This is a genomic window from Bradyrhizobium huanghuaihaiense, from assembly GCF_025200885.1.
Taxonomy (GTDB): Bacteria; Pseudomonadota; Alphaproteobacteria; order Rhizobiales; family Xanthobacteraceae; genus Bradyrhizobium; species Bradyrhizobium huanghuaihaiense.
In genome coordinates this window covers 2,936,793-2,959,645 of record NZ_CP104172.1, presented here as the reverse complement: position 1 = coordinate 2,959,645, position 22,853 = coordinate 2,936,793, and the positions used below count along the sequence as shown (strand labels likewise).

17 protein-coding genes are annotated in these 22,853 nt (G+C 65.1%); 12 read left to right on the top strand and 5 right to left on the bottom strand.

Annotated features, from left to right (window positions below):
* Nucleotides 1–6 precede the first annotated feature (6 nt).
* Together hutH and hutI are read right to left on the bottom strand one after the other, a co-directional pair.
* Nucleotides 7–1,566, bottom strand: coding sequence for a histidine ammonia-lyase (gene hutH / locus N2603_RS13940; protein ID WP_260389262.1), 1,560 nt, complete (start codon nt 1,564–1,566; stop codon nt 7–9).
* The gene (gene hutI, locus N2603_RS13935) at nt 1,563–2,777 is read right to left on the bottom strand and encodes an imidazolonepropionase (protein WP_260389261.1); all 1,215 of its coding nucleotides are present in this window, start codon (nt 2,775–2,777) and stop codon (nt 1,563–1,565) included. Before hutI ends, hutH begins: the two co-directional genes overlap by 4 nt.
* An 85-nt stretch (nt 2,778–2,862) precedes the next feature.
* On the opposite strand from hutI, the gene N2603_RS13930 reads away from it, so the two are divergent.
* From N2603_RS13930 to N2603_RS13900, 7 genes are all read left to right on the top strand, one after another.
* Entirely contained in the window at nt 2,863–4,221 is a 1,359-nt protein-coding gene (locus tag N2603_RS13930) for a formimidoylglutamate deiminase (RefSeq protein ID WP_260389260.1), read from the top strand.
* Nucleotides 4,218–4,946: a histidine utilization repressor gene (gene hutC / locus N2603_RS13925; protein ID WP_260389259.1), complete on the top strand. Its 729-nt coding sequence runs from the start codon at nt 4,218–4,220 to the stop codon at nt 4,944–4,946. Before N2603_RS13930 ends, hutC begins: the two co-directional genes overlap by 4 nt.
* A gap of 106 nt (nt 4,947–5,052) precedes the next feature.
* Nucleotides 5,053–5,997: an ABC transporter substrate-binding protein gene (locus N2603_RS13920; protein ID WP_260389258.1), complete on the top strand. Its 945-nt coding sequence runs from the start codon at nt 5,053–5,055 to the stop codon at nt 5,995–5,997.
* Nucleotides 5,998–6,068: 71 nt separating this feature from the next.
* Complete coding sequence (locus tag N2603_RS13915) at nt 6,069–6,842, top strand: ABC transporter permease (protein ID WP_260424194.1); 774 nt, start codon at nt 6,069–6,071, stop codon at nt 6,840–6,842.
* Complete coding sequence (locus tag N2603_RS13910) at nt 6,839–7,624, top strand: ABC transporter ATP-binding protein (RefSeq protein ID WP_260389257.1); 786 nt, start codon at nt 6,839–6,841, stop codon at nt 7,622–7,624. The genes N2603_RS13915 and N2603_RS13910 overlap by 4 nt, the downstream gene beginning before the upstream one ends.
* The gene (locus tag N2603_RS13905; protein WP_260389256.1) at nt 7,617–8,849 is read left to right on the top strand and encodes a Zn-dependent hydrolase; all 1,233 of its coding nucleotides are present in this window, start codon (nt 7,617–7,619) and stop codon (nt 8,847–8,849) included. Before N2603_RS13910 ends, N2603_RS13905 begins: the two co-directional genes overlap by 8 nt.
* A 160-nt stretch (nt 8,850–9,009) precedes the next feature.
* Nucleotides 9,010–9,930, top strand: a complete 921-nt coding sequence (locus N2603_RS13900) for a catalase family peroxidase (protein WP_260389255.1) — start codon at nt 9,010–9,012, stop codon at nt 9,928–9,930.
* Between the two features lie 18 nt (nt 9,931–9,948).
* Here N2603_RS13900 and N2603_RS13895 read toward each other — a convergent pair whose 3' ends face one another.
* Both N2603_RS13895 and bamA read right to left on the bottom strand, forming a co-directional pair.
* A complete protein-coding gene (locus N2603_RS13895) occupies nt 9,949–10,881 on the bottom strand; it encodes a helix-turn-helix domain-containing protein (RefSeq protein WP_260389254.1) in 933 nt (310 codons plus the stop codon).
* A 169-nt stretch (nt 10,882–11,050) separates the two neighbouring features.
* Nucleotides 11,051–13,564 carry an outer membrane protein assembly factor BamA gene (gene bamA, locus N2603_RS13890; RefSeq protein ID WP_260389253.1) on the bottom strand — a complete coding sequence of 838 codons (2,514 nt, stop codon included), beginning with the start codon at nt 13,562–13,564 and terminating at the stop codon, nt 11,051–11,053.
* A 297-nt stretch (nt 13,565–13,861) separates the two neighbouring features.
* Between bamA and N2603_RS13885 the strand changes: the two genes are divergently transcribed.
* Nucleotides 13,862–14,230, top strand: coding sequence for a hypothetical protein (locus tag N2603_RS13885; protein ID WP_260389252.1), 369 nt, complete (start codon nt 13,862–13,864; stop codon nt 14,228–14,230).
* Nucleotides 14,231–14,426: 196 nt separating this feature from the next.
* Here the strand turns inward: N2603_RS13885 and N2603_RS13880 are convergent, their stop codons facing one another.
* On the bottom strand, nt 14,427–14,756 hold the full coding sequence (locus N2603_RS13880; RefSeq protein ID WP_260389251.1) for a hypothetical protein: 330 nt from the start codon (nt 14,754–14,756) through the stop codon (nt 14,427–14,429).
* A 49-nt stretch (nt 14,757–14,805) separates the two neighbouring features.
* Between N2603_RS13880 and N2603_RS13875 the strand changes: the two genes are divergently transcribed.
* The 4 genes from N2603_RS13875 to N2603_RS13860 all read left to right on the top strand — a co-directional run bounded on the left by N2603_RS13875 (nt 14,806) and on the right by N2603_RS13860 (nt 22,790).
* On the top strand, nt 14,806–16,836 hold the full coding sequence (locus N2603_RS13875) for a TonB-dependent siderophore receptor (RefSeq protein WP_260389250.1): 2,031 nt from the start codon (nt 14,806–14,808) through the stop codon (nt 16,834–16,836).
* A 1,238-nt stretch (nt 16,837–18,074) separates the two neighbouring features.
* Nucleotides 18,075–19,604: an efflux transporter outer membrane subunit gene (locus N2603_RS13870; RefSeq protein WP_260389249.1), complete on the top strand. Its 1,530-nt coding sequence runs from the start codon at nt 18,075–18,077 to the stop codon at nt 19,602–19,604.
* Entirely contained in the window at nt 19,601–20,836 is a 1,236-nt protein-coding gene (locus N2603_RS13865) for an efflux RND transporter periplasmic adaptor subunit (RefSeq protein ID WP_260389248.1), read from the top strand. Before N2603_RS13870 ends, N2603_RS13865 begins: the two co-directional genes overlap by 4 nt.
* A 1-nt stretch (nt 20,837) precedes the next feature.
* Nucleotides 20,838–22,790, top strand: coding sequence for a MacB family efflux pump subunit (locus N2603_RS13860; RefSeq protein ID WP_260389247.1), 1,953 nt, complete (start codon nt 20,838–20,840; stop codon nt 22,788–22,790).
* Nucleotides 22,791–22,853: the final 63 nt, after the last annotated feature.

The window sequence follows — 22,853 nt, the reverse complement described above, 5'->3', positions numbered from 1 at the left end:
CACCCTTTAGCCAAATCGCGGAAATGGATCGGTTGAAAGCTTGGTGAGCGCCACGGTCGGCAGCGCATCGGCTTCGATCAGCGCAGCGGCCTTGGCGAGATCGCCGGCCATGTAGCGGTCGGCCCCGAGTGCGGGCACCTGCTCGCGCAGCGCGGCGATGACGGCGACCAGCGGCGCGCTGGTCGCATGCGGCGCACGCAGCGTGATGCCCTGGGCTGCCACCAGCAGCTCGATGCCGAGAATGGCGGCGAGATTGTCGGCCATGTCGGAGAGGCGCCGCGCCGCATGCGCGGCCATCGAGACGTGGTCTTCCTGGTTGGCGCTGGTCGGTGTCGAATCGATCGAGCATGCGAGCGCGCGCTGCTTGTTCTCGGCATAGAGCGCGGCCGCCGTCACCTCGGCGATCATGAAGCCGGAATTGAGGCCGGGATCGGGGGTGAGGAACGGCGGCAGGCCGAAATTCAGCGCAGGATCGACCAGCGTCGCGATGCGTCGCTCGCTGATCGCGCCGATCTCCGAAAGCGCCAGCGCGATCGCATCAGCGGCGAAGGCGACCGGCTCGGCGTGGAAATTGCCGCCGGAGACGATCTCCCCGGTCTCGACCAGTACCAGCGGATTATCGGTGACCGCATTGGCCTCGACGATCAGGGTGCGGGCGGCCTGCGTGATCAGGTCGAGCGCCGCGCCGGCCACCTGCGGCTGGCAGCGCAGGCAATACGGATCCTGAACGCGTTCGTCGCCTTCGAGATGCGACAGGCGGATGTCGCTGCCGTCGAGCAGCGCGGTCAGCGTCGCGGCCGCCGCGATCTGCCCGGCATGACCGCGCAACGCCTGGATCTCCGGGCGGAACGGCGCCGTCGAGGCCATCGCCGCATCCACCGACAGCGCGCCCGTCACGAGCGCGGCACGGGCGAGGCGAAATGCGCGCAGCACGCCCGATATGGCATAGGCAGTCGAGAACTGGGTGCCGTTGATCAGCGCGAGGCCTTCCTTTGGCCCGAGGGTCAGCGGCACGAGACCGGCGGCGGCGAGCGCCTCGCTGCCGGACACCGTTTTACCGTCAACGATCGCCTGTCCCTCCCCGATCATCACCGCGGTCATATGCGCAAGCGGCGCGAGATCGCCAGAGGCGCCGACCGAGCCCTGTTGCGGCACCAGCGGATAGACGCCCCGCGCCAGCATGCCCTGCAATTGCTCGATCACCGCGCGCCGCACGCCGGAAGCACCGCGCCCCAACGAAACGATTTTCAATGCCATCATCAGGCGGACAATTGGTTCCGGCGTTGCCGGGCCGACGCCACAGCAATGCGAGACGATGAGGTTGCGCTGGAGCAGCGCGGTCTGGTCGGGTGGAATGCGCTTCGAGGCCAGCTTCCCGAAGCCGGTATTGATGCCATAGACGGGAACATCGGCCTGCGCGGCTCGCGCAACGATCTGCGCAGCCGCCTCCACACGCGGCCAGAACGACGGATCGAGGACGACAGGGGCGCCTGCGAGCACGCGCACGAGGTCGTCGAGGCTCATTGTGGCCGGCTTGACGACGATCACCGCGCCCTGTTCCGTCACTGCGCCCTCCATACCCGCCGATGCAGCGGATTGAAGCCGATGCGGTAAACGAGCTCGGCGGGACGCTCGATGTCCCAAATCGCGAGATCGCACCATTTCCCGCCTTCCAGCGTGCCGGTCTCATCCAGCACGCCAAGTGCACGCGCGCCTTCACGGGTGACGCCGGCGAGGCACTCGGCCACATTCATCCGGAACAGCGTTGCGCCCATGTTCATCGCGAGCAGCAACGATGTCAGCGGCGAGCTGCCGGGATTGCAGTCAGTCGCGAGCGCCATGGGAACGCCGTGCTTGCGGAATACCTCAACCGGGGGCTTCTGCGTCTCGCGGATGAAGTAGAAGGCGCCGGGCAGCAGCACGGCCACCGTTCCGGCTTTCGCCATCGCCGCCGCACCGGCTTCATCCGTGTGCTCGAGGTGATCGGCCGACAATGCGGCGTATTTTGCGGCAAGCGCAGCGCCGCCGAGATTCGACAGCTGGTCGGCATGAAGCTTCACCGGCAGACCGAGCCGTCTCGCGGCCTCGAAGACCCGCGCGGTCTGCTCTGCCGAGAACGCGATCCCTTCCATGAAGGCGTCGACGGCATCGGCAAGGCCAGCTTTTGCGACCGCCGGCAGCACCTCCTTGCAGACCAGATCGATGTAGCGATCCTTGTCGCCCTCGGCCTCCACCGGCAGCGCATGGGCGCCGAGGAAGGAGGTGCGGATCGTGACCGGCCTCTGACGACCGAGGCTGCGCGCGGCCGCGAGCTGCCGCATCTCGGTTTCGGCATCGAGGCCATAGCCGGACTTGATCTCGACCGTGGTCGCGCCTTCGCCGATCAGCGTATCCAGCCGCGGCAGCGCGCCTGCGACGAGCTCGGCTTCGCTCGCCTTGCGCGTTGCCGCCACCGTCGAGACGATGCCGCCGCCGGCGCGGGCAATCTCTTCGTAGCTTGCGCCCTTCAGGCGCAGCTCGAATTCATGCGCGCGGTTGCCGCCATAGACGAGATGGGTGTGGCAGTCGACGAGACCCGGCGTGATCCAGCGTCCCTCGCAATCGATCCGATCGATCGCCTCCGCATCAACAGGAAAATCCGCCAGCGCGCCCGCATAGACGATGCGGCCGCCGCGCGCGGCGATGACACCATGCTCGATCTCTCCGAGATCGGGACGATCGGCCCGCATCGTTGCGAGGCGGGCATTGTGCCAGATCCGGTCGAAGCGCTCTGCCATGCGGATATCCATTCGCCGTCGGATGCTTGACTTATATGTCTAGACATATAATCGTAAGGCGGTTCTGTCCAGCCGGCGTGTCATCATGTCCCGACTGCATTTCGCTTCCGCGCTCCTGCCTTCGGGCTGGGCCAATGACGTGCAGGTGGTCGTCACCGCCGGCGCGATCGCGGCGGTGACGACGGGCGTGGCGCCCGCCGCCGGCGACGAGCGCCACGCCATCGCGCTTCCCGGGCTTGCGAGCCTGCACAGCCACGCGTTCCAGCGCGGCATGGCGGGGCTCGCGGAACTGCGCGGCGAGTCCACCGACACCTTCTGGACCTGGCGCGAGACGATGTATCGCTTTGCGCTGGCGATGACACCGGACGACGTCGCGGCCGTTGCGACGCTGCTCTATGTCGAGATGCTGGAGCAGGGTTTTACCCGCGTCGGCGAATTCCATTACCTGCATCACGATCGCGACGGTTCGCCCTATGCCGATATCGCCGAGACGGCCGCGCGGATCGCGCAGGCCGCCGAGGCCTCCGGCATTGCGCTCACGCTGCTGCCGAGTTTTTATGCGCATGGCTCTTTTGGTGGCGCAGCGCCGCATGCCGGCCAGCGCCGCTTCATCTGCACGGTCGATCAGTTCGACGCGTTGATGGAGGCCTCGCGCAAGGCCATCGCGAGCTTGCCGGGCGCCAATATCGGCATCGCGCCGCATAGTTTGCGCGCGGTGACGCCGGACGAACTGACCGCGATCATTCCGTTCGCTGAGGGCGGGCCCATACACATTCATGCAGCCGAGCAGGTGAAGGAAGTCGAGGATTGCCTGGCCTGGTCGGGCCGGCGCCCGGTGCAATGGCTGCTGGAACACGCCCCCGTCGATCAGCGCTGGTGTCTCATTCATGCGACCCACATGACGACTGAGGAAGTGACGGCATTCGCGAAGACCGGCGCGGTCGCTGGCCTCTGCCCGATCACGGAAGCAAGCCTCGGCGACGGCATTTTTGCGGCACGCGAGTTTCTCGACGCGGGCGGCCTCTTCGGTGTCGGCACCGATTCCAACGTGCTGATCGGCGCCGCCGACGAATTGCGCCAGCTCGAATACGGTCAGCGGCTCAAGCACCGCCAGCGCAACGTCCTCTCCGGCGGCGCGGGTCGCTCCACCGGGCGCTCGCTGTTCGATGATGCGCTTGCCGGCGGAGCGCGGGCGCTGGCGCAGCCGACCGTCGGCCTCGCACCCGGCACGCGCGCCGACATCGTCACGCTCGACGCCGCACATCCATCGCTCGCAGGGCGTACGCGCGACGCTGTCATCGACGGCTGGATCTTTGCCGCGGGCGGCGCTGCGATCGATTGCGTCTGGGCCGGCGGCAACAAGGTGGTCGAAGGCGGGCGGCATCGACTGGGCCAGCGAGCGCGCGAACGCTTCAACGCCGCGGTGCGGAGGCTCGTTGCATGAGCCTCACCGCAGACGCAGCCGACCAGCCGACGCTCTACAAGCGCATCCGCGCCGATATCGAGAAGCGCATCCTGACCGGCGAGTGGCCGCCCGGGCATCGCATTCCGTTCGAGCACGAGCTGGTCGCGCGCTACGGCTGCTCGCGCATGACCGTCAACAAGGCGCTGTCGGAGCTGGCGCAGGCCGACCTGATCGAACGGCGGCGACGCGCCGGCTCGTTCGTGCGCCCGCCTCAGCATCAGTCGGCCGTGCTCAAGATCGCCGACATCCGCGCCGAGATTACTGCGCTCGGCCGCGCTTACGGCTACGAGCTGATCGGCCGCAAGCTGCGCGCGGCGACCGCTGCCGACCGCGACCGTCTCGGTGTCAAGAAGGCCGGCAAGGTAGTCGCGATCTCCTGCCGCCACAGCGCCGACAACGTGCCCTTCGCGGTGGAGGACAGGCTGATCGATCTCTCCTCCGTGCCGAGTGCGGCGACCGCCGATTTTTCGCGCGAGCCGCCTGGCTCCTGGCTGCTTCACCATGTCCCATGGACAGAGGCCGAGCATACGATCAGCGCCATCGTTGCGGATGATCGCACGGCGGAAGCGCTCGACATCGCCGTCGGCGCGCCATGCCTCGTGATCGACCGCTACACCTGGCGCAGCGCGCGCACCATCACCGCGGTGCGGCTGCTCTATCCCGGTGACTCTCACCGCCTTGTCGCCCGATTCAAGGGAGGCTGAGAGGAGAATGTCGGCACAATTCGTGCAATGCTTCGGGCAACGGTCTGCGTGGACCAATAGGGATCAACAGGACGTCAATCCATCGATCGGCAAGAGGACGACAATCATGCGTAGTTCGACAATTTTTGCGACAATCATTGCACTTGCGGCTGCCACTCCGGTGCTGGCCGACGACGTCAAGGTCGGCGTCGGCATCTCCGGGTGGACCGGCTTCGCGCCGCTGACGTTGGCGAAGGAAGCCGGCATCTTCAAGAAGAACGGCCTCGACGTCACCATCAAGAAGATCCCGCAGAAGGACCGACACCTCGCCATCGCCTCGGGCGACATCCAGTGCGCGGCCACTACGGTCGAGACCTGGATCTCCTGGAACGCCAATGGCGTTGCCACCAAGCAGATCTTCCAGCTCGACAAGAGCTATGGCGCAGACGGCATGGCCGTGCGCAACGACGTCGCCGCGATCAAGGATCTGAAGGGCAAGACGGTTGCGGCCTCCGCGCCGGGCACGTCGCCCTATTTCGCGTTGGCCTGGATGCTCAAGAAGAACGGCCTCACCACGAAGGACGTGACCATCGTGAATCTCGAGCCGGCTGCGGCCGCGCAAGCCTTCGTCTCCGGCCAGAACGATGCCGCGATGACCTACGAGCCCTATCTGTCGACCGTGCGCGCCGCACCGGACAAGGGCAAGATCATCGCGACCACGCTGGACTATCCGATCGTCATGGACACCTTTGGCTGCACGCCGAAATTCCTGAGCGAGAATCCGAAGGCCGCGCAGGCGCTCGCCAACAGCTATTTCGAGGCGCTCGACATGATCGCCAAGGACCAGGCCAAGGCCTATGAGATCATGGGCGCGGACGTGAAGCAGACCGGCGAGCAGTTCGGCAACTCGGCAAAGTACCTGCGCTGGCAGGACAAGGCCGCGAACCAGAAGTTCTTTGCCGGCGACTTCCTCACCTTCAATAAGGACGCTGCCGAGCTCCTGCTCGAGATCGGCATCATCAAGGCGGCGCCGAAGGTCGAAGACCTCTACGACGCCAGCTTCATCAAGTAAGCTTCACCGAGCTGTCGGTCCCGCCACGAGGCGGGACCGGCGCGTGACCGACCACCCGGATAGACAGTTTGATGCGTCCCCTGGATCCCGTGACATCGAGGCAGCGCGTGGCCTTTGGCCTCGCGTTCTTCGTGCTTTTCGTTGCCCTCTGGTCCTGGGCGACCTTCGGCGGCCATGTGTCGAAGACCTTTCTCGCCAACCCGCTGACCATGGTGCAGGAAGGTTTTGAGCTGCTGACGAAGCAGGGCTTCGTATTCGACATCGGCATGACGATCTGGCGCGTCGTCGGCGGCTTTGCGCTCGCGGCGATCATCGCGGTGCCGCTCGGTGTTCTGATGGGCGCCTACAAGCCGGTCGAGGCCTTCCTTGAGCCGTTCGTCTCCTTCGCGCGCTATCTGCCCGCGTCCGCCTTCATTCCATTGTTGATTCTTTGGGCCGGTATCGGCGAGATGCAAAAGCTGCTCGTCATCTTCATCGGCTCGGTGTTCCAGGTCATCCTGATGGTCGCCGTGACCGTCGGTGCCACGCGACGCGACCTGGTCGAGGCGGCCTACACGCTGGGCGCCAAGGACCGCGGCATCATCCGGCGTGTGCTGCTTCCCTCCTCTGCGCCGGAGATCGCTGAGATCCTGCGGCTGGTGCTGGGCTGGGCCTGGACCTATGTCATCGTCGCCGAGCTGATCGGCTCATCGTCCGGCATCGGCCACATGATTACCGACAGCCAGGCGCTGCTCAACACCGGCCAGATCATCTTCGGCATCATCGTGATCGGATTGATCGGGCTCGTCTCCGACTTCCTGTTCAAGGCGTTCAACGCCTGGCTGTTTCCATGGAAGCTCGCATGACCATTCTCAAGATCGAACAGGTCTCGCGCACCTTCCCCGCCCGCCACGGCAACGCGCCGACCAGGGCGCTGGAGCCGACCGACCTCACCATCGGCAACAACGACTTCGTCACCATCCTCGGCCCGTCCGGCTGCGGCAAGTCCACGCTGCTGCGCATCGTTGCCGGCCTCGACCGCCCGACCGGCGGCCGCGTCACGCTCGACGGGCGCGAGGTGACCGGCCCCGGCGCCGATCGCGGCATGGTGTTCCAGTCCTACACGCTGTTCCCCTGGCTGACCGTGCGCGAGAACATCGCCTTCGGCCTGCGCGAGCGCGGCGTGTCCGAGCAGGAGCGAAACAAGATCGCGGATGCCTTCATCCGCCAGGTCGGACTGTCCGGCTTCGAGAACCACTGGCCCAAGCAGCTCTCCGGCGGCATGCAGCAGCGCACCGCGATTGCGCGTGCGCTCGCCAATGATCCAAAAATCCTGCTGCTCGACGAGCCCTTCGGCGCGCTGGACAACCAGACCCGCGCCTTGATGCAGGAAATGCTGCTCGGAATCTGGGAGCGCGACCAGAAGACCGTGCTGTTCGTGACCCACGACATCGAGGAGGCAATCTTCCTCGGCAGCCGCGTCGTCGTCATGAGCGCCCGCCCCGGCCGCATCAAGGCCGAGATTACCGTGGACCTGCCGCATCCACGCTCGTACAAGATCAAGACCACGCCCGAATTCGTCCAGCTCAAGGAGCGGCTGGTCGAGGAGATCCGCACCGAGGCGCTGAAGGTTGCCGAACATGCCTGACACTCAGTCCCACGCCAATGGCGAGCGCGTCCTCGCCGATCTCAATGCACTGCGCGCCATCGGCGCCTACAAGACCGGCGTGCACAAGCCGACCTTCTCCGAGCCGCACAGGCAATCGCTGGACTGGCTGGTTCAGAAGCTGCCCGACGCGGGCCTCTCGGCTACGATCGACGGCATCGGCAATGTGTTGGGGACGAGCACGAAGGCTGGACCGAAGCTTCTCGCCGGCTCGCATCTGGAGAGCCAGAACTACGCCGGCTGGCTCGATGGCCCGCTCGGCGTCATCTATGCGCTTGAAGCCGCCCGCGTGCTCAATGCCGACCCCTCCGTGAAGGGCGCCGTCGAAGTCGCCGCCTGGTGCGACGAGGAAGGACATTTCGGCAGCTTCCTCGGCTCGCGCTCCTATGTGGGGCAAGTGACGGAGGATGAAATCGACGCCGCGCGCGATCGCACCGGTGGTCGCGCCATGCGCGATGCCCTCGCCGAGATGGGTCTCTCGGGGCGCGCACGTGTCGCTGTCGAGCCGAGCCGACACGTCGGGTATCTGGAGGCGCATATCGAGCAAGGCGACACGCTCGAAAGCAGTCATCTTGCGGTTGGCGTCGTGACCTCGATCGTGGGCATCTGGCAATACCGGATCAATTTCAGCGGCGAGCAGAACCACGCCGGCACCACGCGCATGGCCGTGCGCAAGGATGCCGGCCTCGCGCTGGCAAAATTCTGCGTCGCGATCGACGAACGTTTCCCGGCCGCATGCGGTCCGCGCACGGTCTGGACGACCGGCCGCATCACGCTCGAGCCGGGCGCGCCGAGCATCATTCCGGGCGGCGCTGAGATGCTGTTCCAGATCCGCGATGACAATCCCGCCGTCATCGCACGGCTGGAGGAACTGCTGCGCACGATGGCGAACGAGGCCAGTGCGAAGGGCCCCTGCACCGTCACCGTGGAGAAGATTCGCACCGGCGCACCGGCGATGATGAACGCGGGCTTTCAGGACGCGATCGAAGCTGCGAGCAAGGCGGTTGCCGGCGGCCGATCCATCCGCATGCCCAGCGGCGCCGGCCACGATGCGCAGATGCTCGCGACCGTCATGCCGGCCGGCATGCTGTTCGTGCCGTCGATCGGTGGCATCAGCCATCACTGGACCGAGAATACCGCAGACGTCGATATCGTCACCGGCGCGCAGGTCTTCGTCGATGCCTGCCGGCGCATCCTGAGCGCTTAGCCGGACGCGGTCCTCCGCATCGCGCCGACAGGACGGCAACCAATCACATTCGTTCCACCTTGAACGCGCCTTGAGCAGGATCATGCAAGGCCCGATCGCTTTGGGAAAGACGCCGGTTCGCACAACGCCTAGCCTGCCCGCCCCACGCGAGAAGGCTCACATGTCCAACGTCCCCGCCGCAACGCCCGCCTCCATCGTCGACGCCCTGAAGGCCGTCGCCGGCAATCCGCCGAAGGTCCGCGCCAGCTTTGCCAAGGGCTGGTGCGTTCGCGGCACCTACACTCCGTCGGACCGGGCAGGCGAAGTCACGCGATCGCAGAGCTTCACAAGGCCATCGCGCGTGCTGGCACGCTTCTCGGTCGGCGGCGGTAACCCTGCCGTCGCCGATACCAACAATCTGGTGCTGCGCGGCTTCAGCTTCAAGCTCGGCGACGACGATCACCGCTCGGATATCCTGGTGGAGAGCGCGCCCGTGCATTTTGCGCGAACGCTCGACCAGATGCTGGCCTTCCTCGAGGCACGCAGGCCGGGGTCGGACGGCAAACCTGATATGGCCAAGGTCAAGGCTTTCTCGGCGGCCAATCCTGAGACGCTCAATCAGGCGAACTACATCGCCGTGCGTCCGCTGCCCGGAAGCCTTGCCGGCACCACCTATTGGGGCGTGCATTCCTTTCCTGCGACGAATGTCGCGAATGAGACGCGCTTCATCAAATTCAAGGTCGTTCCGGCCGGCGGCGAGATCACGCTCAACGCGGACGAGGCCAGAACGAAGCCGGCCGATTTCCTGCGCGACGATCTGGGTGCGCGGATCGCTACAGGCAATGTCCGCTTCAACGTCATGGCGCTGCTCGACCGCCCGGGCGATCCGACCATGGACGTGACCATACGCTGGCCGGATGAGGATCATCGCGAGGAGGTGCGGCTCGGCACGATCGTGATCACGGGCTTCGAACCGGATCAGGCCTGCGACGCCTCCATCTTCAATCCGGCCAATCTCGCCGACGGCATCGGTCACCCGCCGGACGAGATCTTTGCCGCGCGGCGCGCCGCCTACACCATCTCTCTCGCGAAACGCCGCTGACGACGCAGGCGTCCGGCTTCACGCCTCGCCGCTGGAAGCACCGAGCGCCTCGCGACGCCACACGGCCGGGCTGACCCCGGCGATCGAGGAGAATACGCGCGTGAAGTGGCTCTGGTTGGCGAAGCCGGCCGACATCGCGATCTCCGACAGCGGCAGGTCGCGGACGCCCATCAATTGCTTGGCCGCCTTCACGCGCTGATGCAGCAGCCATTGGTGCGGCGGCATGCCGACGGAGATGCGGAACGCGCGCGAGAAGTGGCTGACCGAGAGATCGAGCTCGGCCGCAACCTTCTGCAGCGAGAGCTTGCCGCCGAGATCCGACTCCAGCCGCTCGCACGCGCGCTTCGCCTGCCAGGGTGCAAGACCGCCGCGCGCGGGCGCGGACTTACGCTGCAGCCCGCCATAAGTCTGGGCGACATGGGCGGTGAGCCCGAGCATCATGTGGTCGATGAAGAGCTGATTGGCCTCGTCCGGCCTGCGCAGCCCTTCCTGCAGCGACGCGCCGATGTGGCGGATGATTCCGTCATCATGGCCGACACCGACCTGGCAGTCGAGATCATCGACCCGAGGCACCTGACTCTGTTCGGCGATGCTGTCGAGTGCCGAGCGTGGAATATAGAAGAACAGCGAGTGGAACGGCTTGTCGATGACGTAGCGCGGATCGCGCTTGAGGTCATAAAGATAGGTCGTACCGGCGCGAACGTCCGCCCTCATGACGGATTTGCCGCGCTCCCAGAGCTCGCAATCCAGGTAATCGTGCAGCTTCAGGCTGACCAGGAAGGCGTCCTCCGCGGCCAGCGAGCCGGACAGGCCGCGCTCCGGATGGTCGTTCCGGGTCTCGGTGACTGCCAGCTCGGCACTACGCAGCGAGCGCGCCACCAGCGCGGGCGGCGCGTCCTTCAAGCGCAGGAACTGCCCAAGCCTCTGCCCGTAGGCGCCAGCCTGTGTCATCGGGATCGTCCTTCTGCGGAAGCTCAAGTGCAGGCCCCAGGGCCCACAATTTGCAGGACACATTATCGGACATTCGCCAAGGGCTGTCCACGCACTCGCGCACCGGCCCTATCACAGATTTTCACAAATGCACGACGGATGCCGAGACTCCCCGCCGCAGCGCCGCGACCTAGAAGGAGGTGCCGCCTCCGAACCTGAACTCCTGGACAATGTCGTATTTGCCCTTCGTGATCGGTACGGCGTAGTCGAAGCGCAGCGGTCCGAACGGCGAGGCCCAGATCAGGCCGACGCCGACCGAGGAGCGCACCACGTTGCCGTCGTCATATTGCAGCCCGCAGGTCGGACAGGCCTTGGTGTTGACCTCGCCGGTGGCCGTCCACGACGTCGGCCCCTGGTAGCCCCAGAGCGAACCGGCATCGGCATAGACCGCGCCCTTCAGACCGACCTCCTTCGGCAGGAACCAGAATGGCATCTGCAATTCCATGGACGCGCCCCAATATTTCGTGCCGCCGAGCGCATCACCGTTGGAGCCGTAATTATAGTAGGTGATGTCGCGCGGGCCGATGCCGTTGGAGGCGAAGCCGCGCACGAGGTTCGGGCCCATCTGGAAATGATCGAGCATGCGCAGATCGTTGTTGCCGATCTTGTTGAGGATGCCGCCCTGCAGGTGGATCACGTTGACGATCTCGGACACCAGCGGCGTGTAGTATTTGGTGTCCACCGCAGTCTTGAGATAGGTGACGTCGCCGCCGACACCGGCGAAATCCTGGCGGAAGTCGATCAGCAAGCCGTCCGTGGGGTTCTTGGTGTTGTCGAGCGTGTTGTAGTTCAGCGTGTAGCCGAGCGCCGACGTCCAGGTCGCGCCGTTCGCCAGCTCTTTCCGGACCGGCAGGCTCGACTCGCCGCCGCCGTAGCAGCCATAGCCATAGACGCCGGAATCCGTGGCATTGGTCGGGTCCACGCCGCCCAGAACATTCTTGATGTAGGCCGGCGTCGGGTTGTAGGCGAGCGACGTATTCGACGCGTTGTTGTTACAGTTATTGTACGCGCTGGCGAGCGTGATGCTCTGCTGATAGAGCGAATAGCGGAGCTGGAGCGAGAGATCCTCGCGCAACGCAAAGCCCAGGCGCGGCGAGAAGCCCAGCGTCGTCACGCCGTAGCTCGTATAGCTGTTCGACAATTGCTGGCGCCAGTAGGTGTCGAATCCAAGCGCCAGCCGGTAATCGAGCAGATATGGCTCGACGAAGGACAGCGAGATGCCGCGCGAGTACTGGCCGTAGCTGACGGATGCCTTGGCGTAGAGGCCCTTGCCGAGCAGGTTGCGCTCGGAGACCGAGACTTCGGCGAGCGCGCCGTCGGTCGTGGAATAGCCGCCGGAGATCGAGAAGTCGCCGGTCGATTTCTCTTCCATGTCGACGACCAGGATGACGCGGTCGCTGGAGGAGCCCGGCTCGGTGACGATCTTGACGCTCTTGAAATAGTCGAGATTCTTCAGCCGGCGCTCGGCACGGTCGACCAGCGCGCGGTTGTAGGCATCTCCTTCCGCGATGTCGAACTCGCGGCGGATGACGTAGTCCCGCGTGCGCGTATTGCCGCGCAGATTGATGCGCTCGATATAGGAGCGCGGGCCTTCGTCGATGTTGAACACGACGGACACGGTGTGCGCCTCGAAGTTGCGGTCGCCGCTCGGCCGCACCACGGCGAAGGCGTAGCCGCGACGCGAGGCCTCGATCTGCATCTCCTCGGTCGACTTCTCGACCGATTCGACGTTGTAGAGCGAGCCGACACCGACGCGTGAATAGGAGCGCATCGCGCTCGCGTCGAAATTGGCGATGCTGGAGCGGAAATCGACCGAACCGACGCGATACTGCTGGCCCTCCTCGATCTTGAAGGTGACGTTGAAACCCTTCTTCTCCGGATCATATTCGGTGAGCGCGGCCACGACCTGGGCGTCGGCGAAGCCGTTCTTGAGATAGAACCGGCGGATCAGGTCGCGATCGGCCTCGATGCGGTCGGGGTCGTAGATGTCGTTGTTGCCGAGGAAGCTGAGCAGATTGCTCTCATGCGTCTTGATCACGTCGCGCAGGCGCGCGGCCGAGTAGGCGCTGTTGCCGATGAACTCGACCGACCTCACTCCGGTTTTGACGCCTTCCACGATCGTAAAGATGAGATCGACGCGGTTGCTCGGCTGCTCGATGATCTCGGGTGTGACGCGCACGTCGTAGCGGCCCGAACGGCGGTAGATCTCGGCGATTCGCAGCGTGTCGGACTGCACCAGCGCCCGCGAGAAGGTCCCGCGCGCCTTGGACTGGATCTCGGCCGAGAGCTGCTCGTCCTTGATCTTCTTGTTGCCCTCGAAGGCGATGCGCCCGATCACGGCATTCTCGACCACCGACACGACGATGCGACCGCCGGCCTGGTTGATCTTCACGTCCTGGAACAAACCTGTCGCGATCAACGCCTTGAGGCCGTCGTCGATCGCCGGCTGGTCAAGGCGCCCGCCCGGGCCGGGCCTAAAATAGGAGCGCACGGTCTCGGCCTCGACGCGGCGATTGCCCTCGACGACGATCGTCTCCACCGCCTGTGCGGCCGCCGGCTGCGGCAACAGCGCGACAGGACCCGAACTCGCAATCGATACACCGCACATCACCACCGCGATCAGCCAGGGCCGCAAAAACGACATTCCACACCTCAAGAGCACCTAGCCTGCTCTGAAACGAGACGGCTGTGGCCGCGGTGTGGCTTTGTGATTTCTGCATTGTTTCCGGTCGTTCAATTTGATTGGCGGATCAGCACGCAAAACGCAGCAGCCGTGACGATCGCGCGGGCCTGCGGCGGTGACTGAATGGCATGGAGCCCGCTGCGCATACGGCTTGCCCATGCAGGCCTTCAGCAACATCGCGCAACGCCCGGATTCTTTACAGAGGCTTAAGCCGGTGCGAGAGGCGACGACATCAGGAACTTGCATGGGTATTCGTCGATGAACGCGTTTGTCATGACCAGAGCGGTGCTGGTCGCCCTCCTCGCCTCGACCTTGGCCGCTCATGCCGGGACGACCGGCAAGCGCGATCAACGACAGACGACACAAAATGCGGTCTATGAGTACGGTCCACGCGGCCCCAACCACTCCTATCAGTCCGGCCCGCACACGCGCATCTATCTCAGCAAGCGGTCCTGGCTCGATGGAGGGACCGAGTTGCTCCCCGGCGAGCGCAAGTTCAGCGACTACGCCTTGCCGCCCGGCATCTCGTTCGCACGCGAGAACAACAACCGGCCGCTCGATCGCCAGCCGCTGAGCCCCGACTCGGATCTGGGCGGATTCGTACCGAGAATCCCGATCTCGTGGTGACCGGCTTGCGAAAACTCTGCTCATCGTCTCGATGAGCGAAACGACAGTCAATGCGTTGCTTCCATCAGTATTGCGTCGGTCGTCCGCTGGCAATCGCGCACGAGCGGAGATGACGTGCGCGTGCGCGCATCTGCCGCACGCGATTTCATGTTCTCCACATTCATCTCGAACCATTCCAAATCCGCTCATCGCAGCTTCAAGCAATTCTATTTTGCGCGTGTGGAATTCCGATCGCTTCACCCATAGAAGTCCGCATCGCTCGACGCGCATCAGCACGCAGCTGCGCGCGTTCGCGTGATTCAGTTCGGCGAAATTGGGGATCATCATTGGTGGGCGTTGCTTTGTCGGAGAGGAAACTTCGTTGGTTTGGAAGCGCAGCAGCGATCAACGCCACGATGTTCGGTTCGATCGTTTTCGTGTCTGTTGACGTCTTGGCTTCCCGGGCACAGGCCCAGAGCAGCAACCTGCCACCGGTCAGCGTCGAAGCGCCGAGCGCGCCGAAGACGCGCAACAGCACCGCGTCCAATCAGCGCGCGCGGTCGCAACGCGCGGCCACGACGAATCGGCGCGGCAATTTGGCAGCCGATCAGAATCGCGCACCGCAGGCGGCTGGAGGCGCGGCCGGTACGACGACCGGCTACGTCGCGACCAGCGGCACCGCCGGCACAAAGACCAACACGCCGCTGATCGAGACGCCGCAATCCCTCTCCGTCGTGACCAAGAAGGAGCTCGAAGATCGCAACGTTCAGACGCTCAAGGACGCCGTGAACTACACACCCGGCGTCACGACCACGGCATTCGGTTACGATCCGCGCTTCGACGCCTTTTCCATCCGCGGCTTCGACGTGACCTATACCGGCATCTATCGCGACGGCCTGCGGCAAGGCGGCGGCAATTTCGCCATTCCCAAGATCGAGCCCTATGGAATCGAGCGCGTATCTATCCTCCGCGGCCCGGCCTCCGGCCTTTATGGCCTCGGCTCCCCAGGCGGCATCGTCGACGTCACGACGAAGCGGCCGCCGCAGACGGCGTTCGGCGAGGTGCAATTGCAGGCCGGCAATTACGATCGCTACCAGGGCGCCTTCGACGTCGGCGGCCCGGTCCCCGGCAGCGATCAGTTGTATTACCGGCTGACGGGCCTGCTGCGCGACGCAAAAACCTGGTTTCCCGGCAATGACGACGACCGCGCCTATATCGCGCCTGCCCTGACCTGGAAACCGAACCTCGATACGACCTTCACGATCCTCAGTGAGTATCAGACCAGCCGCACCGCTGCGAGCATCGGCAACGCGCGCACGGTGGATGGCAAGCTGACCAACATCTACTCGAACGATCCGGCGTTCAGCGCGATGGACCAGAAGCAGTTCCGCGTCGGCTACGCGTTCGTGCACAACGTCAACGACACTTGGACCGTCCGGCAGAATTTCCGGTTCTATCAGGTCAACACCGACGCGAAATACACCCAGATCGATAATCTCGACTTCGCGACCCAGACCGCGACGCGTTCGGCCTGGCGAATTCTCGACAATTTCAAGACCGCCACGCTCGACAACCAGGCCGAGGCCAAGTTCATGCTCGGCGCGGTCAAGAACACCGTCCTGTTCGGCGTCGACTACAGCAATTCCCGTTACGACGACAAGATCGGGTACGGCCCGGCGCCCGATCTCAATCTTGCGACCATGAACTACGGCACGCAGGCGATCGCCACGCCGGCATTCTCGATTTTCACCAAGCAGTCGACCAACGAGATCGGAGTCTACGCGCAGGAGCAGGCCAGGCTCGGCGGATTCATCCTGACGCTCAATGGCCGCCAGAGCTGGGTCTCGCAGAGCACGACGACGACGCTGGACGGGACCCCGGACACCCAGAAGCCGTCGGCCTTCACCGGCCGCGCGGGCCTGAGCTATGTGTTCGACAACGGCGTTGCACCCTATGTCAGCTACGCCACCTCGTTCAGCCCGCAGACGGGCGTCGACGTGACGGGAGCCGCCTTCAAGCCGACCACCGGGGAGCAATCGGAAGTCGGCGTCAAGTATCAGATGCCGAACGTTCCGCTGCTGCTCACCGCCGCCGTGTTCGACATCAAGCAGGACAATGTCCTGCGCACCAACCCCGACAACATCGCAGTCTTGGCGGCCACCGGACAGATCGAATCGAAGGGGCTCGAGCTCGAGGCCAAGCTGGCGCTCACACCCAGCTTCGACCTCACCGCGGCCTACACCCATCTCAACGTCGTGATCACGCGGGGCAATTCCGATACGACGGGCCATGAGTATTCCGGCATCCCGAGAGACTCGTTCGCGGCGTTTGGCAAGTACACGTTCCAGTCCGGCACACCGGTGGAAGGACTGGGACTTGGCCTCGGCCTGCGCTATATCGGCGCGAACTTCGGCAACGACCAGAATACTTTCGAGAATGCCGCTGTCACGTTGTTCGACGCCGTGGTCGACTACGATCTCGGCAAGCTCGACCGGAGTTTTCGCGGCGCCTACATGCGCGTGAACGCCACCAACCTGTTCGACAAGAAGTATGACACCTGCCAGTCCGGCTATTGCTACGCCAGCGCACGGCGTCAGGTGATCGGGACGTTGAGCTATCGGTGGTAGCTCAATTCGGCAAGTGCCGTAGGGTGGGCAAAGCGAAGCGTGCCCACCAATCATCACTGGTGGGCACGGCGCTTTGCGCCTTTGCCCACCCTACAATTCCGCACTTGTGGCACGCAGCCTCCTCAATCTCGTCATTGCGAGCGCAGCGAAGCAATCCAGAGTCTTTCCGCGGAGGGATTCTGGATTGCTTCGCTGCGATCGCAATGACGGAGTATGAGGCACGGCTTCGTCCTCCAAATACCGCTGTCATTCCCCGCGAAGGCGGGGAATCCAGTACGCCGCAGCTTCTCGGCTTAACCACAACAGCCTCTGGAATCTGGATCGCCCGCCTTCGCGGGCGATGACAGTGAGTATGTGTCGCAGACACGTCTTCGTATCCTCGCGGCTGATCCACCCGAGCTTTGCTTCGTCTCGCCGCCCTCTCGATCCAAGAGGGCGCAGGGAAGGCCAGGTGCTGACCTCGCACCCGCGGTCCGCTGCGCGAAGATGTAGCGCAAAGGAACCGCACAGCAGCATACAGGTGAAGCCTAACACTCGGCCTTCCCTGCGCGATGGTCGGACGGCTTATGCCGCGCTCTCCTGGGAGCCGAATTCCTTCTGGCCTCCCTCACTCCCGCGAAATTCACCAGCACCGCGCCGGTTGACGCGATCACCGCCTCCGCAAGAGCTTGACCGTAGCAACGACGGCCAGGACCACACGATTTTGCCGTACGCGCGGCCCGCCATTTCGCCGCAGTATTCCCAGCTCCGTCGACGGAGCCGAAAACTTACAGACGAGACCAACCTGTCAGCGCCGTTCGTCCGCACGAAGTTTTGGGCTCACGGAGAGCAATCCGCCCTGCCCTAACCTCTCGCGCCCGACGCTGCCGCGTCCACCGCAGACCGGCTCGCGAAAATGACGACCACATGATCGCCCCTCAAGGATGAGCCGGGATGGGCGAAACATACGACAAATCCGAATTTCGGTAAAGCGGAATCTTTTCGCCGGCAGCCCTTGACTCGGCTGCGAAACAGGACCGATGTCGCCCCTGGCCGCCCCCTCTCGCAGCCGCCGAGATGCCACGCAACATCTGTTTACATTCAGCAACATTCGGGCTGCCGAAAGGCCACGATCCCTAGGCTAGTGGTTCCCGCCTCGTCCTGCCTCTCCGAGGGCCGTGAGCGCCCTCCTCCTTCCCGGGCGATGCCAATGAATCTCAGCCGATTTGATGCCGTCACACTCGTCCGTCGAAATCCCCGTGCCTTCCGCAAAGGAGAACCGTCATCCGACGCCCCTTCCGCTGCGCGAAGTTCTGTCCCGTGGCGGATCGGCTTGTCTCGCGCTGGCGCTGATCGGCTCATTGGCGGGCTGTGCGGTCGGGCCGGACTATGCCGGCCCGCCCAGGCTCGACCTGCCGTCGCACTGGAGCACCAAGACCGCTTCGCGGCGCGGCGCAGGCACGCTCGATCGCTGGTGGCTGCGCCTGCGCGATCCCTTGCTCAACCGCCTGATCGAACAGGCCGTGGAGGCCAACCCCGATGTCGCCAAGGCGAAGGCGGTGGTGCGCGAGGCGCGGGCAACGGTGCAGCAGACCAGCGCCGGCCTGTTTCCGTCGGTCAGCGGCTCGGCCTCGGTGACCGACAACAAGACCAGCTCGGGCTCCGCATCAGCCGTCGTCGACAGCGCGCCCTACACGCTGCACCAGGCGAGCTTCGATTCCAGCTGGGAGCTCGACCTGTTCGGTGGTACGCAGCGGAGCATCGAGGCGGCGGTGCGCGGCGCGCAATCGGCCGAGGAGGATCTGCGCGACAGCCTCGTCACGCTGATCGGCGACGTCGCCGCCTATTACGTCGAGGCACGCGGCCATCAGGCCCGGATCGCGCTGGCGCAGCGCACGTCGGTCTCCCAGCGCGACACCGAAAAGCTCACCCGCAGCAAATACGAGGCCGGCAGCGGCAACGCCGTCGATCTCGCCAAGGCCACCGCACAGGCCGCGAGCACCGAGGCCAACGTTCCGACCTATCAGGCCGCGCTTGCAGCCGACATCCACCGGCTCGGCATCCTGCTCGGGCGGCCGCCGGATGCCGTCGCGACGCTGATGGCGCGGTCCGCGCCCGTGCCGGCACCGCGCATGCCGCTGCCGACTGGCCTGCCCGCCGATCTCCTGATGAGCCGTCCCGACGTCGCCAGCGCCGAGCGCAAGCTGGCGCAGGCCACTGCCAAGATCGGCGCGGCCGAAGCCGATCGCTATCCGGCGGTGTCCTTGACCGGCTCGGTCGGCACCTCCGCGCTGCGCGCCGGCGATCTCGCGAAGTATTCCAGCGTGAGCTGGTCGGTCGGCCCTTCCGTCACCGTGCCGGTGTTCGATGCGGGCAAGCGTCTGGCCACGGTCAAGATCGCGGAAGCGCAACGCGACCAGGCGTTCGCGACGTTCCATTCGACCCTGCTCACCGCGCTCGAAGATGTCGAGAACGCGCTGGTGTCGCTGTCACAGGAGCGCGTGCGCGCGACCAAGCTGACCGAAGCGGCGAAGAACTACCGCGAGGCCGCAAAGCTGTCGCGATCGCTGTTCGAGACCGGCAGCGCCAGCTTCATCGACGTGCTCGACGCCGAACGCTCGCTCTATTCGGCCGAGGATTCGCTGATCCAGAGCAAGGTGTCGGCGGCCAAGGATTACATTTCGCTGGCAAAGGCGCTCGGCGGCGGCTGGGCCGATCCGGTGGACGTGTCGACGCCTGTTATCGTCGATACCAATACGGGACCTCACGTCCGGGAGGCGCAGAAGTGACTGGGATCATCACCGTCAAGCGCGTGAAGATCGCGGCCGCGGTGGTCGCCGTGGTCGCGACCGGCATGGTGCTGGCGACGCGTTCGCCGGGGACGTCGAGCAAGGCGCAATCCTACATCACCGCGCAGGTCGCGGTCAGCGACCTCCGCGAGGAGGTGCTCGCCAGCGGCACGCTGAAGCCGGCGCGGCTGACCGCCGTCGGCGCGCAGGTGTCCGGCCGGATCACCGCGCTCAACGTGCGCGTCGGCGACACGGTCAAGGCCGGCGACGTCATCGCCCAGATCGACCCCGTCACCAAGCAGAACGATCTGCGCAACTCGGAAGCGTCGCTGAAGAATTATCGCGCGCAGAAGGCCGAAAAAGAGGCCGCGCTGGTGCTGGCCGACGCCAACCTTGCGCGCCAGCAGGCGACGCTTGCGCAGCGCGCGACCTCGCGCAGCGATTTCGACAGCGCGGAAGCGACCGTGCGCCAGACCCACGCCCAGATCGCAGCGCTGGAAGCGCTGATCGTCGGCGCCGAGGCCAGCGTCGAGACGGCGCGGGTGAACCTCGACTACACCCGCATCACCGCGCCGATCGACGGCACGGTGCTCGCGACCGTCGTGCAGGAGGGACAGACGGTCAACGCGGTGCAGTCCGCGCCGACCATCGTCGTGCTCGGCCAGCTCGAGACCATGACCGTGCGGGCGGAGATCTCCGAGGCCGACATCGTCAAGGTCCGACCGGGACAATCGCTCTACTTCACCATCCTCGGCGACCAGGATCATCGTTACGAGGCGCGGCTGGAGCAGATCGAGCCGGCGCCGGAGTCGATCAAGAACGACGCCAGCTTCTCCTCGACCTCAACGACGACGAGCTCAAGCTCGAGCTCGTCGAGCTCGACCAGCACGGCGATCTACTACATCGGCGTCTTCAACGTCCCGAACAAGGATTATGCGCTGCGGACCTACATGACCGCGGAGGTGCACATCATCACCGGCGAGGCCAAGCGGGTGAAAACGATCCCTGCGCTCGCCGTGATGCGCAAGTCCGATGGACGCAGCACGGTGCGCACCCTCAGCACGTCGGGCGACGTCAGCGAGCGCGAGGTCAAGACCGGCCTCAACGATCGCACCACCGTCGAGATCAAATCCGGCTTAGAGGCGGGCGAGCGGGTCGTGACCGGCGAGGCCAGCGAGCAGACCGCATCGCGCGGCATGCCGGGCGGACCTCCCGGCGGGGGAGGTCCCTGACATGACCGATCCGATCATCGACCTCCAGAACATCCGCCGCGAGTTCGCAGCCGGCGACACCATTGTGGTGGCGCTCGATGACCTCTCACTGAGCATCCAGCCCGGCGAGATGGTCGCGATTATCGGTCAGTCCGGATCAGGCAAGTCGACGCTGCTCAACATCCTCGGCTGTCTCGATCGTCCGACGTCGGGCGCGTATCGCGTCGCCGGCAAGAACGTTGCCGAGTTGGATGCAGACGAGCTGGCCGCGCTGCGGCGCGAGCATTTCGGTTTCATCTTCCAGCGCTACAATCTGCTCGGCGATCTCACCGCTGCCGCGAACGTCGAAATCCCCGCCGTCTATGCCGGCATCAATGCGCGTGAGCGCCGGACGCGCGCGAGTGCGCTGCTCGAGCGGCTCGGCGTCGGCACACGCGGCGGTCATCGCCCGAACCAGCTCTCCGGCGGCCAGCAGCAGCGTATCTCGATCGCACGGGCCCTGATCAACGGCGCCGAGGTCATTTTGGCGGACGAGCCCACCGGGGCGCTCGACCGGCGCAGCGGCGAGGAGGTGCTGAAGATCCTCAAAGAGCTGCATCGCGAGGGACGGACGATCATCATCGTCACCCACGATGCCGATGTCGCCGCCCGGGCCGAGCGCATCATCGAGTTGCGGGACGGCAGGATCGTTTCCGATCGCCGCATGGAGAGCGCGGGCGCGTCGGAGCCGGTCGCCCGCACAGCATCGAACGGCGGCGTCGGCTGGACCGGCGCGTTGGGACGGCTGCGCGAGGCCTCACGCATGGCGCTGGTGGCGATGGCCGCGCACCGGCTGCGCGCGTTCCTGACCATGCTCGGCATCATCATCGGCATCGCCGCGGTATCGTCGGTGGTCGCGCTCGGCAACGCCTCGCAGCGCAAGGTGCTGTCGGACATTTCGAGCCTCGGCACCAACACGATCGAGGTGTTTCCGGGCAAGGACTTTGGCGATGCGCGCGCCGGCAAGATCAAGACGCTGGTGCTGGACGATGCCCGTGCGCTCGACCGGCAGGGCTTCATCGCCGGCGTCACGCCGACAGTCTCGACCAGCTCCACGGTGCGCTATCGCGGCAACGAATCCAATGTGCTCGTCAACGGCGTCGGCGAGAGCTATTTCCTAGTCAAGGGCGCCAAGCTGGCGAAAGGCCGCCTGTTCGACGCAGACGCCGTCCGCAACATCGAGCGGCAGGCGGTCATCGACGACAACACGAGAAAGACCTTCTTCGCCGACGACCAGACCTCCGGGATCGGCCGCGTGATCTGGCTCGGCAAGGTGCCGTGCCGCATCGTCGGCGTGATCGCGCAGCAGCAGGGCGGCTTCGGCTCGAATCAGAATTTGGCGGTGTACCTGCCCTACACCACCGTGCAGGCCCAGTTCACTGGCGGCCGCGCATTGCGCAGCATCCTCTTGCGGATCAGCGACGAGGTCTCGACCAATCTGGCGCAGGACGCGGTGACCACGCTCCTGACGCAGCGGCACAACACCAGGGACTTCGTCATCCTCAACACCGACGACATCCGTCGCACCATCACCAGCACGACGCAGACGCTGGCGTTCCTGGTTGCGGCGATCGCGGTGATCTCGCTGGTCGTCGGCGGCATCGGCGTCATGAACATCATGCTGGTGTCCGTCTCGGAGCGAATCAGCGAGATCGGCGTGCGCATGGCCGTGGGCGCGAGGCGCAGCGACATCCTGCAGCAATTCCTGGTGGAGGCGACCCTGATCTCGTCGATCGGCGGCATCGCCGGCATCCTCATTGCGGTCCTGCTCGGCGTCGCCATCAACGTCGCGGTGCCCGGCTTCGAGGTCAGCTATTCGCCGTTCTCGATCGGCGCGGCATTCCTGACCTCGACCGGGATCGGCATCGCCTTCGGCTTCTTCCCCGCCCGCCGCGCCGCCTTCCTCGACCCCGTGGTGGCGCTGAGCCGTGACTGACCGTAGGATTGCACCATGACCGTCATTCTTCGGACGAGACAATCGTCCGCAAATCGACCAACG